General features: G+C 69.8%; 14 protein-coding genes. 5 read left to right on the plus strand and 9 right to left on the minus strand.

The window, feature by feature from the left end:
• Window positions 1–2 precede the first annotated feature (2 nt).
• Window positions 3–494: a hypothetical protein gene (locus HZ992_RS23700; RefSeq protein WP_209384288.1), complete on the minus strand. Its 492-nt coding sequence runs from the start codon at window positions 492–494 to the stop codon at window positions 3–5.
• Window positions 495–718: 224 nt separating this feature from the next.
• Here HZ992_RS23700 and HZ992_RS23705 point away from each other — a divergent pair, with 224 nt between their 5' ends.
• A complete protein-coding gene (locus tag HZ992_RS23705; protein ID WP_209384289.1) occupies window positions 719–1,996 on the plus strand; it encodes a Glu/Leu/Phe/Val family dehydrogenase in 1,278 nt (425 codons plus the stop codon).
• 175 nt (window positions 1,997–2,171) lie between these two features.
• Window positions 2,172–2,612: a hypothetical protein gene (locus tag HZ992_RS23710; RefSeq protein ID WP_209384290.1), complete on the plus strand. Its 441-nt coding sequence runs from the start codon at window positions 2,172–2,174 to the stop codon at window positions 2,610–2,612.
• A gap of 87 nt (window positions 2,613–2,699) precedes the next feature.
• On the opposite strand, the gene HZ992_RS23715 is transcribed toward HZ992_RS23710, so the two are convergent.
• From HZ992_RS23715 to mrtJ, 3 genes are all read right to left on the minus strand, one after another.
• Window positions 2,700–4,169 carry a DUF5666 domain-containing protein gene (locus HZ992_RS23715; RefSeq protein WP_209384291.1) on the minus strand — a complete coding sequence of 490 codons (1,470 nt, stop codon included), beginning with the start codon at window positions 4,167–4,169 and terminating at the stop codon, window positions 2,700–2,702.
• A gap of 103 nt (window positions 4,170–4,272) precedes the next feature.
• Window positions 4,273–6,336, minus strand: a complete 2,064-nt coding sequence (locus tag HZ992_RS23720; protein ID WP_209384292.1) for a fibronectin type III domain-containing protein — start codon at window positions 6,334–6,336, stop codon at window positions 4,273–4,275.
• A 267-nt stretch (window positions 6,337–6,603) separates the two neighbouring features.
• Window positions 6,604–7,143 carry a JDVT-CTERM system glutamic-type intramembrane protease MrtJ gene (gene mrtJ / locus HZ992_RS23725; protein WP_209384293.1) on the minus strand — a complete coding sequence of 180 codons (540 nt, stop codon included), beginning with the start codon at window positions 7,141–7,143 and terminating at the stop codon, window positions 6,604–6,606.
• Between the two features lie 126 nt (window positions 7,144–7,269).
• Between mrtJ and HZ992_RS23730 the strand changes: the two genes are divergently transcribed.
• Window positions 7,270–9,642, plus strand: coding sequence for a JDVT-CTERM domain-containing protein (locus HZ992_RS23730; RefSeq protein WP_209384294.1), 2,373 nt, complete (start codon window positions 7,270–7,272; stop codon window positions 9,640–9,642).
• Here HZ992_RS23730 and HZ992_RS23735 read toward each other — a convergent pair.
• The 4 genes from HZ992_RS23735 to HZ992_RS23750 are packed head-to-tail and all read right to left on the minus strand — an operon-like array spanning window position 9,612 to window position 11,934.
• Window positions 9,612–10,283 (minus strand): DUF2202 domain-containing protein, encoded by a 672-nt coding sequence (locus tag HZ992_RS23735; RefSeq protein WP_209384295.1) that lies wholly within the window; start codon window positions 10,281–10,283, stop codon window positions 9,612–9,614. The genes HZ992_RS23730 and HZ992_RS23735 overlap by 31 nt on opposite strands.
• Before the next feature lie 26 nt (window positions 10,284–10,309).
• A complete protein-coding gene (locus tag HZ992_RS23740) occupies window positions 10,310–10,963 on the minus strand; it encodes a DUF6515 family protein (protein WP_209384296.1) in 654 nt (217 codons plus the stop codon).
• A 27-nt stretch (window positions 10,964–10,990) separates the two neighbouring features.
• Window positions 10,991–11,473 (minus strand): DUF4148 domain-containing protein, encoded by a 483-nt coding sequence (locus tag HZ992_RS23745; protein WP_209384297.1) that lies wholly within the window; start codon window positions 11,471–11,473, stop codon window positions 10,991–10,993.
• 59 nt (window positions 11,474–11,532) lie between these two features.
• The gene (locus HZ992_RS23750) at window positions 11,533–11,934 is read right to left on the minus strand and encodes a hypothetical protein (RefSeq protein ID WP_209384298.1); all 402 of its coding nucleotides are present in this window, start codon (window positions 11,932–11,934) and stop codon (window positions 11,533–11,535) included.
• A gap of 121 nt (window positions 11,935–12,055) precedes the next feature.
• On the opposite strand from HZ992_RS23750, the gene HZ992_RS23755 reads away from it, so the two are divergent.
• Together HZ992_RS23755 and HZ992_RS23760 are read left to right on the plus strand one after the other, a co-directional pair.
• The gene (locus HZ992_RS23755; protein ID WP_209384299.1) at window positions 12,056–12,787 is read left to right on the plus strand and encodes a response regulator; all 732 of its coding nucleotides are present in this window, start codon (window positions 12,056–12,058) and stop codon (window positions 12,785–12,787) included.
• Window positions 12,787–14,142, plus strand: coding sequence for an ATP-binding protein (locus tag HZ992_RS23760; protein ID WP_209384300.1), 1,356 nt, complete (start codon window positions 12,787–12,789; stop codon window positions 14,140–14,142). The genes HZ992_RS23755 and HZ992_RS23760 overlap by 1 nt, the downstream gene beginning before the upstream one ends.
• Before the next feature lie 18 nt (window positions 14,143–14,160).
• On the opposite strand, the gene HZ992_RS23765 is transcribed toward HZ992_RS23760, so the two are convergent.
• Window positions 14,161–14,880, minus strand: coding sequence for a GntR family transcriptional regulator (locus tag HZ992_RS23765; RefSeq protein WP_209384301.1), 720 nt, complete (start codon window positions 14,878–14,880; stop codon window positions 14,161–14,163).
• Between the last annotated feature and the right edge of the window lie 2 nt (window positions 14,881–14,882).

Below are 14,882 nucleotides of genomic sequence, written 5' to 3' on the forward strand. Positions count from 1 at the left end.
ACTCAGTCATCCCCGCCGGGGATGCCGGCCGCGAACCACGATTGCGCGCCGCCCGCATTGCGGATCAGCAGCACCGGGCTCAGGCACGGGCTCGGCGGCACGGCAGAGAGCTTGCCCTTGATGACGAAGTCGCCGGCCAGGTCGAGGTCGACGAAGGGCGAGTGGTGCGCCACGCCGCTGCAGAACAGCGTGGCGAACACCTGCGTCACGCCGCCGCGCGTGCCGATGCTGTCGCCGCCGCTGAACAGCAGGCCGCTGCCCTTGGCCGAGATGCTGCCGTCCGCCTCGACGCGCGCGCGCAACTTGCGCAGGATCCAGGGCCGCCCGCCCGGCGCCACGCCGAGCACCGTGTTGGCCACCGGCGCGCCGTTGGCGATGCCGCCCACCGGGTCGACGCCGATGGCGCCGTTGAACTGGACAAGGCTGTCGCCCGCGAGGGCGGCGCCCGAGGCGAGCGTGGCGGACAGGGCAAGGGCGAGCGCAAAGGGCTTCATGCGGGTCTCCGGGTGGGGTGGCGCGACGAACTGCCGCGTTCTGCGTGTACGCGGGCCACACCGCGGCCATTCCCTGGCCCATGTGCGCGGCGGCGCAAGCCATGCAAACCCGGCATGACGAACGGTGAAAAACTCGGTCAAGTGGCGCCTACAGTCTCGCCCCATGCAGCCGGCGGTGCCACGAGCGCCGCGGGTGCAGGCATCAGACACCACGGAGACACCGAATGAGCGAAAGCAGCCTGTCCTACGTCACCCACCATGCCGACGGCCCCTGGCAGACCTACCTGTCGCAGGTCGACCGCGTGGTGCCCTACCTCGGCCACCTGGCCCGCTGGGTCGAGACGCTCAAGCGGCCCAAGCGCGCGCTGATCGTCGATGTGCCCATCGAGCTCGACGACGGCCGCGTGGCGCACTTCGAGGGCTTTCGCGTGCAGCACAACATGTCGCGCGGCCCCGGCAAGGGCGGCGTGCGCTACCACCCGAACGTGACGCTCGAAGAGGTGATGGCGCTGGCGGCGTGGATGAGCATCAAGAACGCCGCGGTGAACCTGCCCTACGGCGGTGCCAAGGGCGGCATCCGTGTCGACCCGAAGCTGCTCTCGATCAAGGAGCTGGAGCGCATGACGCGCCGCTACACCAGCGAGATCGGCATCATCATCGGCCCGCACCAGGACATCCCGGCGCCGGACGTGAACACCAACCCGCAGATCATGGCGTGGATGATGGACACGTATTCGATGAACACCGGCACCACCGCCACCGGCGTGGTCACCGGCAAGCCGATCCACCTGGGCGGCTCGCTCGGCCGCGTCAAGGCCACCGGCCGCGGCGTGTTCGTCACCGGCCGCGAGGCGGCAAGACGCATCAACCTCGACCTCGACGGCGCGCGCGTGGCGGTGCAGGGCTTCGGCAACGTCGGCGCGGCCGCAGCCGAGCTGTTCGCACAGGCCGGTGCGAAGATCGTCGCCATCCAGGACCACACCGGCACGATCGTCAACGAGCGCGGCATCGACATGGCCGAGCTGATGCCCACGCTCACGCAGTACGGCGGCGTCGGCGGCTTCAAGGGCGCCGACAAGGCCGACGACGAGGCCTTCTGGGACGTGAAGTGCGACATCCTCATCCCCGCCGCGCTGGAAGGCCAGGTCACCGTCGAGCGTGCCAAGCGAACGACCGCCAAGCTGGTGCTCGAGGGCGCCAACGGCCCGACGCTGCCTGCAGCCGACGACATCCTGGCCGACCGCGGCATCCTCGTCGTGCCCGACGTGATCTGCAACGCCGGTGGCGTGACGGTCAGCTACTTCGAGTGGGTGCAGGACTTCAGCTCCTTCTTCTGGACCGAGGACGAGATCAACCTGCGCCTGGACAAGATCATGGTCGGCGCGCTCAAGCGCATCTGGGACACCGCCGACAAGCACCAGATCACGCTGCGCACGGCCACCTTCGCGGTGGCCTGCGAGCGCATCCTCACGGCGCGCGAGGAGCGCGGCCTGTACCCCTGACGCAGGGGCGGCGGTGCCGCCCCCATTGCACTTCCTTACCGATTTGAGGCCGCGCAGAGACGCGCGGTTGATGGCGCTCAACCTCAGGCGTACGCCGCCCGCACAGCATACCCACTCAGGTATGCCGGATCGTGTTGGCGGGCCTGAGCAAGTGTCAAATCACAAGGAGCAAGCAATGAAGGCAAGACGAGCGATTCCCTGGCTGATCGCCGGTGCCCTCGCGGCATCGGCGGCCATGGCCCAGGACCAGACGCGTGATCGCGATCAGACGCGCGACAAGACGGCCGACCAGACGCGGGATCAGGATCGCACGCGCGACCAGATCCGCGACCGCGACATCTACGGCTCGAAGCTGATGACGGCGCAGGAGCGCAACGAGTATCGCAATCGCATGCGGGCGGCCAAGACGGCGCAGGAGCGCGAGCAGGTCCGCGCCGAGCACCATGAGCGCATGAAGGTGCGCGCCAAGGAGCGGGGCGTCACGCTGCCCGATGCACCGCCTGCCGGTCGCGGGCCGGGCACCGGCGCGGGTGCTGGCGCCGGAGCCGGCGGCGGTGCGGGCGGTGGCGGCGGCGGTGGCGGCGGCGGCGGTGGTGGAGGGGGCGGCGGCAAGTAGTCGCCCACCGCACCACCCGAAAGCCAGGCGGCACGCGGCGAGTGCGGGTGCCGCTTCCCGCGGCCCCGCACCCGACCCTGGCGAGGCTCAGTCCTCGCCGATCTCCAGCTCACCCGTGGTGCTGACGTCGCGCGTCGCATCCACCACATTGGTCGCCAGGCTGGCCACCACACCCCGTGCGCGCACCATCGTCGGTACGGCCGGCGGTACGGCCACGGCGGCATAGAAGGTCGCAGCGTCGACCAGCGCTCCGCTCAGGTCGCGGTAGCGTGAGTTGGCGCCCGTGGCCACGCCGAAACCCGCCAGCGTGAGCTGCGTGGTCGGCACCTTCGCGTCTGCCGGCCCCTTGACGACCACCAGCGTGTCCGCCGCGGTGCGCTCCACGCGTGTGGCGATCAGGTCGCCCGCCGCGTCCTCATAGGCGTTGACTTCCAGGCGGTCGGCCGCATTCAGCGATGCCAGCGTGATGATCGCCGGCTGGTCCGCGCTGGCCAGGCGGTCGCGCAGCACCGTGTCGCCCGTGAGCTTGAGCGCGCGGCCGAGCATCGTCAGCGTGCTCAGTGCCGCGTCCTTGGCCTGCAGGCCGGACTCGACATGCACGTTGGCTTGCAGCTTGACGACGAGCACGCTGGCGACCAGCACGTTGTTCGTCATCACGCCTTCGGCTTCGACCTTCAGGCCGTTGCGGATGTCGGCGGCCGTGCCATTGCGGATCACCGCGTTGGCCGCATTCACCGCCTGGCCCGCCACCGTGAAGTTCGCGATCGAGACGAAGTCGGCGACGTAGCCCTCGACCTCGAGACCATCGCCGTCGGGATAGCTGATGCGGTCGCGATCGCGGTCGCGCAGCCGGTCGGCGGTGAGGATGCCATTGGCGAAGTTGCTGCCGCCGACCTCCACGGTCATGCCGTTGGCCAGACCGGCGGGGCGGCCGCCCGCGGCGATGCCCGAGAAGTTCACCGTCAGGCCATCGACGGTGCAGGTGCCCGCGGCCGCATCGAGGTTGCTCACCGTGCCCTTGACCTCGAGTTCGCTGACGCCGTTCTGAAACAGCCCCTGTCGCTCCATGCGGGTGGCGCGCAGGCGGTTGTTGGCCGGATCGGGCAGGCAGCTGACCTCGACCTGGTCACCGATCGCGAAGCTGTTCATGTCGCGCAGCGTGACGCCATCGAACACGGTGTCGTCGTCCACCAGCACCGTCTGGCCGAGCACGGTGACGGTGTTCTGCACCTGGTTCATCGCCGTGATCGGGCCCTGCACGCAGTCGTTGTAGCGGATGGTGTTGGCCACGCCCGTGCCGTTGGCGTTGATGCGGCCGCGCACCTGGACCACCATGCCCACGCGCAGCCGATCGCGCGTGCCCGCGCTGTCGTCCATGGTGATGCTGGCCGCGGTGTCGTCGAAGCGCACGCCATTGACGACCAGGCTGCCGAAGCTGCTGATCGTGCCGATGGCCGTCTGAGTGGGGTCGGTGGCGGGGTCGTCGCCGCCGCCGCAGGCGGCGAGCATCGACAGCGCGCAGGCCGCCGCGGTGGTCTTCCAGTGATGCGCATGCATGGCATGGCTCCTTTGGTGTGGGTTGAGGAACGGCACCAAAGACAAACGGCGGCTTCTCTTGCGAGAGCCGCCGTCGACTTGCGTGCCGGGGTGTGTCGGCCGGTCAGTTCACGGTGATCACCACCGATGAACTCAGGCCGTCGGTGGCCAGCGTCGCGCCGGCATCCGACTTGCTGACCATCGTCACGTGGTTCGGCACGGTCTCCGTGCCCACCGTCGCCTGCGGATCCAGGCTGAAGGTGATCCGGTACTGGCCCGCCTTGTTAGGCACGCCGGTCACGGAGCTGAGCCGGAAGTTGTAGCCGTAGACGATCGAGCCGGCGACGTTCAACTCGGCACCGTACTTGGTCGAGACCACGGTGCTGCCGCCGCCACCCTCCTCGGACGCGCCGAAGCCTTCGTACACGGCCTTGTCGAAGACGACCGTGTCGGCGCCGCCGCCGGTGGCGATCTTCTCGATCTTCAGCCGCGCGTTGATCGCGAACACATTGCGGGTCGGCGATGCGATGGTCGTGCCGTCGGTGCCTTGCAGCTCCGTCGTCTGCGAACCGGACAGCAGCGCCATCCTGTACGCCGTCATCGTGTCGGTCACGCCGGCAATGGTGGCATCCTGCTTGAGCGTCGTCTCGATGCGCACGATGGAGCTCGACGTGTAGGTCTTGCTCAGCAGCGCGTCACCCCAGTCGACGATCGCTTCCATCTGCGCACCCGTGGCGTTGTTGCGCCACTCCGCCTGCCACGTGCTGGCCGTGGCTTGCGGGTAGTAGGTGGTGCCGCCCAGGGACACGGCGGTGGCACTGCTCAGCAGCGGGAAGCTCGTCAGCGTCTCCGTCGACAGCGGGCGCAGCCCGGTGTTGAAGTCGAAGGTCGGCAGCGTGGTGAACGGGCCCGTGCCCGGCCAGGTGCCGGCCAGCTTCAGGCCGGTGATGCCATAGCCATCGGCGAACACGATCGGGAACGACAGGTTGTTGCCGAAGCCGGTATCGCCGCCGCCACCACCACCGCCACCGCCGCCACCGGCACGGCCGGTCGTGGCCGAGACCTCACCCGAAGGCGCGCTCTCGACATCCGGGATGGCCGGCACGAAGCTGGTCACCACGTAGTAGTAAGTGGTGGCGTTGGCCACGGTCGCGTCGACGAACGGCGCGGTGACGTTGGCGATCTTCGTGGCGCGCGACGCATCCTTGTAGTACGTCGCCAGGCCCGGTTGGAGGCCGCGGTAGATGTGATAGCCGAGCTGGATCGGAGAGACCGCCGACGGATAGTCGGTGACGTCGAACCACTGCACGGTGACCTGCGTCACGTCCTTCGGCGCAATCGCCGTCAGGCCCAGCGGTGCAGGCGGTGCCGGGGGCAGCGGCCGCACGGAGACTTCGGAAGACACCGCGCTCTCGCCGCCCGCACCGATGGCGCTCACCACGTAGTAGTACGTGTCACCGTTGGTCAGGCCGGTCGGCTCGTAGCTCGTTGTCGTCACGCCGGGAATCTGCGTCACGCCGACTGCGCCGGGGACGATGCCCGCGGTGTTCGACCAGTACACGTTGTACGAGGTCGCCCCCTGCGAGCCGGACCAGGACAGATGCACGTGAGTGTCGCCCGTGGTGGCCGTCAGGTTGGCCGGGGCGCCAGGCGCGGGCGGCAGCGGCGTGGCCGAAGCTTCCGCCGACACCACGCTCTCGCCACCCGTGTTCACGGCCGTCACCAGGTAGTAGTAAGCGGTGCCGTTCGTGAGAGTCAGATGCGCGTAGCTGGTGGCCTGGATGTTCTCGATCTTCGTCACCCCAGCGCCGCCGGGCGCGAACCCGGCCGTGTTCGACCAGTACAGGGTGTACGAGTCCGCACGCGACACAGGAGCCCAGTCGATGGTGACCATGCCGTCACCCGGCGTGGCGTTCACCGTGCCGGGAGGTGCCGGCACCGGTGCAACGGGCATCGCGCCGATCTCGGTCGACAAAGCACTCTCGCCGTCGGCATTGACCGACGTGACGGCGTAGTAGACAAGCCGGCCGTTCGTGCGGCCCGTGTGCAGATAGGGCGACACTGCGCCCGTGACCACCTGCGCGGTCGCCTTGGCGACCGGCGTGGTTTCCGACCAGTACAGGTTGTACGAGGTGGCTCCGGCCACGGCCGGCCACTGCACCGTGTTCAGTTCGTCACCGGGTTGCACCGACAGGCTTGTCGGTGCCGGTGGCGGCGGTGGCGGGTCATCCGACCCTCCGCATCCCAACATCACACTGCTGATGCAGGCGATCAGCAGTCCCCTCAACCAAGTCTTCATGATGGTTCCTTTCAACGACGGACAAAAAGCATTCTTGGCGTCGTGGTCGGGAAGCGATTGAGTGTGCGCAACGCTCGCGCCATCTCGGTGCAGTGTTTCAACTGCCATCCGACATGGATCAAGCCGATGACGCGTCGCGCCTGGGCAGCGACGAGCTCACGCGCGTGCGACGAGCGCGACGAGACCGAATCCCGCGTTGAAGAACGCATGCACGAACACGGCCGGCAGGACGCTGCCGAAACGTTCGCGCAGATGGCCGAGCAGCAGCGACGGTGCGGCGATTGCCAACGCCCACGCCAGCGGTTGCGAAATCAGGTGCAGGCCGACGAAACCGGCCGTCGTCGCGAGGTTGGCCCAGGTGAACGGCCCCGCCCCGCGTGTGCCGCCGAGTCGCAGCAACTGGCCTTGAAGCACGCCGCGAAAGACGAGTTCCTCGGCGATGGGCTGCACCAGCACCAGCGACAACCAAGCACCCCAGGTGTGCGCCACCTGCATGCGGCCACCCATGGTCATGCCCAGGGCGAGCCAGACCGGCAAGGCCGCCAGAAGGCTGGCCAGAACATGCGCATCACCCAGCCAGCGCCACCACCCTGAAGGCGGGGTCACCAGCCCGCATTCCCGGCGCAAAGCGCCTGCCGATGCGCGATCGAGATCCTGCGTCATGTGCGCCATCGTCTCATGCGCTTCGGCCTGCATGCCGGTTCGGGGCGAGCGTCATCGATGAGCGAACGCAACGCGAGCGCTCATTCCCTGCGGAACCATAGGCAGGCGGATGCGAGGGGTCGCATTGGCACAGGTCAAGGTCTGATCAGGAGTCCCAACTTGAAAGTCAGCGTCAAGCTCGGTGTCGGTGTGTTGTCTTGCGCGATTGCGGCGGCGGTGCTGGCGGCGACGGCGCTCAAGTCGGCGTCGACTGTGAATGTCAGTCAGACGCCCACGGGCACGGAAAAGGCGAAGGCCGTGCGCCTCGCCTACTTCGATGGCAGCGCATTCAGGAAGGTGTGGCTCTACACCTACGGCGATGGGCCGGTGGGCCGCCAGGACGTGTACGCACGCCACTCCTTCGACGATGGCGTGTCGTGGTCGGCGCCGGTGCTGCTGTCGCGCGATGCGGCCGGCGCGGCGACAGGTGGCCAGTCGATCACCGTGCGCGACGCGCTGGCCTTCAGCGTCGACAACGAAAAGCCCAGCATCTTCGCGCCGCCGGACACATCCGGCCCGAAGGTGGTGATCACCTGGAACAGCGCCTACTGTCCGCAGGACCCGGCCGCGACCGGCAATGCAGGCAGCTACACCAACCCCGTGCAAGGGGCCAGTGACTTCGACGGGGACGGCGTCGTCGACCGGCCGTTCCACTGTGTGTGGACGGCGACCACCGTGGATCCAACGCTCGCCGCGTGGGACGTTCAGCAGCTGACCAACGGCCAGCGCGATGCCATCGGCGAAGTGGTCTCGGGCAATGCCACCGGCACGGCCTACGCGCTGGCCTGGCAGGAAGATCCGGCAGGCCTGCAGCCGGGCGAGGCCGAAGGCCGGGGCGACGGCGGCATGGGCTCGCACGTCACCGGCGGCACCAACATCTGGTACACGCACGCGCCGGCGCTCAGCGGCGCCACCTGGCGCGCCAACCTCGCGCAGCTCAGCGACAACAACGCCACGGGAACCGGGCAGCCCGGCGCATCGCGACCGAATCTGCAGGTCAGCGGCAGCGTGGCGGCGGTGGGCTACGAGGAATCCGCCTGCCCCGGCGGCAATGGCGGCAAGTGCGTGGTCTACCACGCCTTCCCCTACTCGAGCCACGACACGAACTCGCCCGGCACCATCGTCAGCGACGTGACGAAGAACGCGCGCCGCGTGCGCTTCGTGCTGCAGGGCGCCGCGGCCGCAGGGACTTCGGCGCTGCGCACCGTGATGCTCTGGCGTGAATCGCCGACCGCCACGCCGGGCGCGCCGGCCGACATCGTGGTGCGGCGCGGCCTGGTCGACACGCTCGCGCGCCCGGGCTCGAACGGTTTCCTGCCCACCGACATCCTGGCCGATGCGACGCAGCGCATGACCGACGTGGCGGCGTCCGGCGGCAACGCCAACGCGCATCGAGCCATCGTGCGCGGTGGCTTCATCGGACTGGCCTACGACCTGACGCCCGACATGCTCGGCGCCGACCCGGAGAAGACAGCCACCCCTTCGGCGAACTACAACCTCTTCTTCACCCGCTCGACCGACGACGGGCGCGCCGGCAGCTGGAGCAGCCCGGTCGACCTGTCGCGCGTCCAGTCGCCCGCGCTGACGGTGGTGGAGCCGCGCCTGGTGCCGACGCCGGGAACGATCGTCAACCCGCTCACCGGCTCGCCCGACGCCGGCGACACGCAGGACCCGAACGTGCTCTACATCGCCTACGCGACCGAGAGCAACACGCTGGCCGGCGAGGCGGGCCGCGTGTACGTGTCGCGATCGACCGACCTGGGCGTGAGCTTCGAGCCCTTCGTGCCGGTGTCGGCAGGCGCGGCCGGCCAGTCCGAATCGCAGCTGCGGCCCCTGCCCGACGGCTCGTCGACCATGGTGCTGTGGATGGGCGAAACCTCGCCCGGCAATGCGGCCAGCAAGGAGGCCATGTACGCGGTCATGTCCGCGTTCGACCTGCCCGACCTGAGCCTGAGCAGCAGCGGCGTCTCGTTCACGGCCGGTGGCCAGCAGACCGTGACGCTGGAGGTGTCGAACCATGGCGCCGGCATGGCCAGGAACGTGACCGTGAGCGGCACCCTGCCCGACAACCTGCGGCTGGTCGGCATCGGCGATCCGAGCGCCTGCACGGTGCAGGGCTCGACCTTCCGGTGCACGCTGCCCGAGCTCGGGGTGGCGCAGAGCCGCACCGTGTCCGTCACCGTGGGTGCGGCCGCCGAAGGCAGCTACACGCTCAGCGCCGGCGTGAGCAGCGAGGATCTGGATGCGAACGCGGCGGACAACGCCAGCTCCGCGACGATTCTCGCCACCGCGCAGGCCGTGGAGCCGCCGCCCGGGCCGGGCACCGACCCGATCCCGGCGGCCGACGAGGGCGGCGGCTGCACGATGGCACGCGGGCAGTCACCGTTCGATCCGGTGCTGCCGTTGCTGGCCGGTCTGGGACTCGCCGGCCTGGCGCTGCGGCGCGTGGGCGGCCGGCGCACTCAGCCGCCGCAGGTCTCTCGCGTCGAGTAGGCAATCGCGTCCCACTCCTGCTGCGTGATCACCTGAGCGCTGTAGGTCACGCCGAGAGCGAGCAACGCGCCATTGAAGGCGCGAAGGTGGTTGCGCGAGCCGCACAGCAGGCTGCCGTAGACGTTCAGTATGTCCGCCTCGTCGGTGACGGCCTGGCGCTGCACGATGTCGCGGATGTCGGTCTCCTCGATCAGCGCACCGACCTTGAGCCCCTCGACCAGGCTGGCTGCGCCGGCCTTCACCAGCGTGTCGTAGAGGGCCTGCAGCTGCGGATCCTCGAACACGCCGGCGGGCTTGCCCGCGGCCGGGTCGTCGACACCGTACTTCGTCAGCAGCGCGAGGATCGCCTGCGTGTGCGTCGTCTCGCTCAGCGCGATGTTGGCGAAGGTCCGGTGGCTCCACAAGGCGTCCATCGCGACGTAGACGTCGTGGGCGAGCTTCTCCTCCTCGCGCATGAACTTGAGCCCGGCAACCTCGTCGGGCGACAGCAGGCCGAGCGAGGTCGGCACGGCGGTGCCTGCGGCGAGTGCCGACGAATCCGTGGCGTCGCCGGTACCGCCGCCGCAGGCGGCGATCAGCGGGCCGATCGCGGCGGTGCCGGCCAGGGCGCCGAGGTGACGCAGAAACTGTTTGCGTTGCATGGGTGTCCTTCGAATGGGAGAGTGTTTCAGCGCACGGTGTAGCCGCGCGCGTCCATGCACGCCGCTACCGCGCGCTGGAACACGCTCGCGTCGTTCATCGCCGAGGGTTGCGTGGTCGCCCAGCGGTTGCATTCGCGCCGATCGGCCTCGGTCTGCTCGGCGCTCTGCCCGTTGCGCGGATAGATCACCGGCTCGGGCACGATGGCAGCCGACGCCGCTGTGGACTCGGCGGGGGGCTCGACGACGACGTAGCCGTTCGCACCCGCCGGTGCGTAGTAGATCCCGTTGGCGTAGTAGTAGTACGTGCCGCCGATCCACAAGGTGACATAGGCCGCCGGCAGGATCGGCACGAAGATGCCGATCGGCGGCAGCACCACGACGAAGCGCGTGCCCGAAGGCCGGTACCACACGCCACCGTGGAAGAAGTAGCTGCCGCCCCCGAAGGCGATGCTGATGCTGCCGGTGGGCAGGCTCGGCACCGCGTAGCCCTGCACCGGGTAGTAGTGGTTGTGCAGATGCTGTGCGTCGAAGCGGATGTGCGGCGTGCGGAATTGCGGCGCGGCAGGACGCCGCGCGTCGGGCCCGGCCCGGCGCTCGGGGCCCGGCTGGGCCCCCATCGCCGTACCGAGCAGGGCCAGGGCCGCGAAGGCCGCGGCCAGGCGGCGAGTCGTGGTTCTCATGACTTCATCTCCTGCTCGTTGCGGCGATCAGCGGCCGCCACCACCACCGCCGGCGCCACCGCCACCGCCGCTGCCGCCACCGCCGCTGCCACCGCCGCTGCCACCGCCGCTGCCGCCACCGGCACCACCGCCGCTACCGCCACCACCGCCCGCGCCGCCGCTGCCACCCGCGCCCGTACCCGTCCCCGCCGCCGTGCCTTGCCGGCTGCGGGTCTGTTCTTCGGTGCGCACCTTGGCTTCGGTCTTGGTGCGGGTCTGCGTCTTCACCTTCGTCTGGGTCTGATCCTTGGCCTGATCCTTGGTGCGGTCCTGGTCCTTGACGCGATCACGGTCCTGATCCTTGGTCTGGTCCTTGACCTGGTCCTTGGTGCGGTCCTGGTCCTTGATCTGGTCCTTGGCCTCGGCCCGGACCTGGTCGCGTGTCTGATCCTGCGCCTGTGCCGATGCACCCGCCGCGGCGGCCAGTGCGACGGCTGTCATGAGGGCCTTGAGCGTTTGACTCGTGTTCATCTCGATCTCTCCTTGGGTTGAAACAGAGGCCAGTGGCCTCGACTGAAAATCCTGTGGCTTCATCGGCCCTTGCCGTTGCCGCCGCGTGGCCCCCCCGGCGCACCGTTGCCACCGCCCTGCGGCCCGGCTCCCGTGGCGCCGGCTGCCCCGGTGAAGGCACCCGCAGACATCCGTGCCTCGTAGCCCGTGCCGTAGGGCTGCGGCCGCGAATGCACGGCCGGCGAGCGCGGCTGCTGCGAACCGGCGCCGAGCTCCGGCCGCGCGTCCGGGCGCTCTCGCGAGGCCACACCGGTCCACTGCCCGGCTTGCCGCGGCAGCGACAGATCCAGCGGCTTCGGGGCGGCTTCGTCTGCGGCCTGCACCGCGTCGGCGCCGCCCAGCGCGACGAGCACCACTGCCGCGATGCGCAACTGCACCCGCGCCGCTTGTGCGATCCCCGTGATGAGTTCGTGCCTGACCATGGCCCGCATCTTGGGCGGCGGCCATTGCCTGGCGATTTCCAGCCCGCAGCATCGCGTTTCACTGCGTTTCAGCAAGAGTCACCGCGTTTCCGAGGCAGTGCGCTGGCTACACTGCCTCTTGATGAATGCCGCCGCGCCTGCCCGCATCCTCGTCGTCGACGACGACCCCGCGCTGCGCGAATTGCTGGCCGATTACCTCGGCGCCAGTGGCTTCGTCGTCGACACCGCGGTCGATGGCCGGCAGATGCACGAGCGCATCGCGCAGGTGCCGCCCGACGCGATCGTGCTCGACCTGATGCTGCCCGGCGAGGACGGCCTGAGCCTGGCGCGCGAGCTGCGCAAGTCCAGTGAGGTGCCGATCCTGATGGTGTCCGCGCGCGGCGAGGAGATCGACCGCGTCGTCGGCCTCGAGGTCGGTGCCGACGACTACCTGCCCAAGCCCTTCAGCCCGCGCGAACTGCTGGCCCGGCTGCGCGCCCTGCTGCGGCGCGCGCGGCCGGCCGCACCGGCCCTTGCTCCGGCCGGGTCGGCGGCCGCGAGCCTGCCCGTCTTCGGGCCCTACACGCTGGACAGCGCGGCGTGGCGGCTGATGCGCGGCGACACCGAGGTGCCGATCTCGACGGCGGAGTTCCAGCTGCTGCAGGTGTTCGTCGAGCACCCCAACCGGGTGCTGTCGCGCGACGACCTGATCGAGCGGCTCAAGGGCTACGAACGCAGTGCGTTCGACCGCAGCATCGACGTGCGCGTCACCCGGCTGCGCCGGCGTATCGAGGCCGACCCCGCCCACCCGGCCTACATCCGCACCGTGCGCGGCGAGGGCTACCTGTTCAACCCGCAGGGCGAGTCGGCCTGATGGGCCGAACCCGGCCGCCGACGGGGCTGGCACAGCAGTACGTGCGCTGGCTCGCGGCGCTGTTCATCACGCTCGAGCTGGTCACCGCGGCCGCGGCGCTGGGCTTCATCTTCCTGCCGATGGCGCGCCGCGCGGCCGACGACCTGGCGGGCCTGATGGTGCTCTCGGCGCAGACCTGGAACGAGCTGCCGCCCGAGACGCGACCGGCCTTCGAGCAGGAGCTGGAGCGCAGCCACCAGCTGGCGCTGCGGCCGGACATGCCGCCGCCGCAGGACACGGGCTTGCACCATGGGCCCTACCTGCTCTTCCTCGAACGGGCCTTCGAGCGCCGCACCGGCCATGCGGTGTTCTTCCTGGATGAGACAGCCGCCGACGGCCGGCTCTGGCTGTGGACGACGGTGCCGGCCGGGGGCCGCTCGATCGGCGTCGGCTTCGCGGCGGATCGCATGAAGACGCAGCCTCTGGGGGCATTGGCTCTGCCGTTCGGCGTCGGCATCGTGCTGGTGGCGCTGCTGTCGTGGTGGCTGGCACGGCGCATCGCGCAGCCGGTCGCGCAGCTCGAGCTGGCGGCAGCTCAACTGGCCCGCGGCGCCAGCCCCGAACTGCTGGCCGAAACCGGCCCGCGCGAGCTGGCTGGCCTGGCGCGCCACTTCAATCGCATGGCGCTGCAGGTGCGCGAGCTGCTGGACGCGCGCACGACGCTGTTCGCTGGCGTCTCGCACGACCTGCGCACACCGCTGGCGCGCATGCGACTGGCCATCGAGATGCTGACGCTGCGTCCTGATCCGGCGTTGCTGCAAAGGCTGGAGCACGACATCGAGGAGATGAACGCGCTGATCGGCCAGATGCTCGAGATCGCGCGCGGCATGAACACCGAGACAGCCGAGGACTTCGAACTCTGCGGCTGGCTGCGCGAGCGCGAGCGGGTGCACGAAGAGGCCGCGCGATCGGCCGGGGCGCAGCTCACGCTGCGATGCGACCTGTCGATCCGGGTTCATGCGGCGCCGGGGGCGCTGGCACGCGTCGTCGACAACCTGCTGGGCAACGCCTTGCGCTACGCGCCCGGGCCGATCGAGCTGGTCGCCCGGGTGGTGCCTTCGGCCGACCAGGGCGGCGACGTGGGCCAGGTCTACATCGGCGTGCTCGACCGCGGGCCGAGCATTCCGGAAGACCAGCTCGCGCTGGTGTTCCGCCCCTTCCATCGCGGCCAAGGCCAGGCTGACGCGGCGCCGGGTGCCTTCGGCCTGGGCCTGGCGATCGTGCAGCAGCTTGCGCGTGCGAACGGCTGGCAGGTCGGTGTCACGCCCCGCGCAGGTGGCGGGCTGGAGGCCTGGGTGGTGGTGCCCGCAGCCTAGGGCCGAAGGCCCGCGCGATCAGCGCTGAGCCGCGCGTGCGCGCAGACGCGCCTCGTGCAGCGTGCCGAGCGTGATCTTGCGCACCTCGGTCTTGCTCTGCTCGATGTGGCTCTTCAGCAGCAACTGCGCCTGGTCGAGCTTGCGCTGCAGCACCGCGCGCAGGATCTTCGCGTGCTCGGCGTAGGTGGCGTCGATGCGGTCCTCGCGCGTGAAGTCCAGCCGCCGCACGATGCGGATGCGCTCGGTCACGTCCCAGTGCACCTTGGCGATCTCGGCGTTGCCGGCGGCACGCACCAGCGTCGCGTGGAACTGCTCGTCGAGCGCGCCGACCTCGCGCATCTCCGTCAGGCGCTCGGCGGCCGGCACCAGCCAGGCGGCTTTGAGCGCGTCGAGCTCGGGTGGGTCGCTCTCGCGCGCGCACAGCCGCGCCACGCTGGCGAGCTCGAGCAGCACGCGCAGGTCGTAGAGCTGGTCGAGCTTGTCGAAGTCGATCGGCTTGACGTACCAGCCGGCCTTGCTCTCGACCTCCATGAAGCCTTCGTTGCGCAGCCGGAACAGCGCCTCGCGCACCGGCGTGCGGCTCACGCCCAGCCGCGTGCCCATCTCGTTCTCGGAGAAGCGGTCGCCGGGCAGCAGCTGGAAGTCGTGGATCAGCGCCTTCAGCTGCGCATAGGCCTGCTCGGCCAGGTTGCTGCGGATGCTGATCGGGGGGCTCGGGGAGGCGGCGCGCAAGGGCATGG

This window comes from Rhizobacter sp. AJA081-3, assembly GCF_017795745.1.
Classification (GTDB): domain Bacteria; phylum Pseudomonadota; class Gammaproteobacteria; order Burkholderiales; family Burkholderiaceae_C; genus Piscinibacter.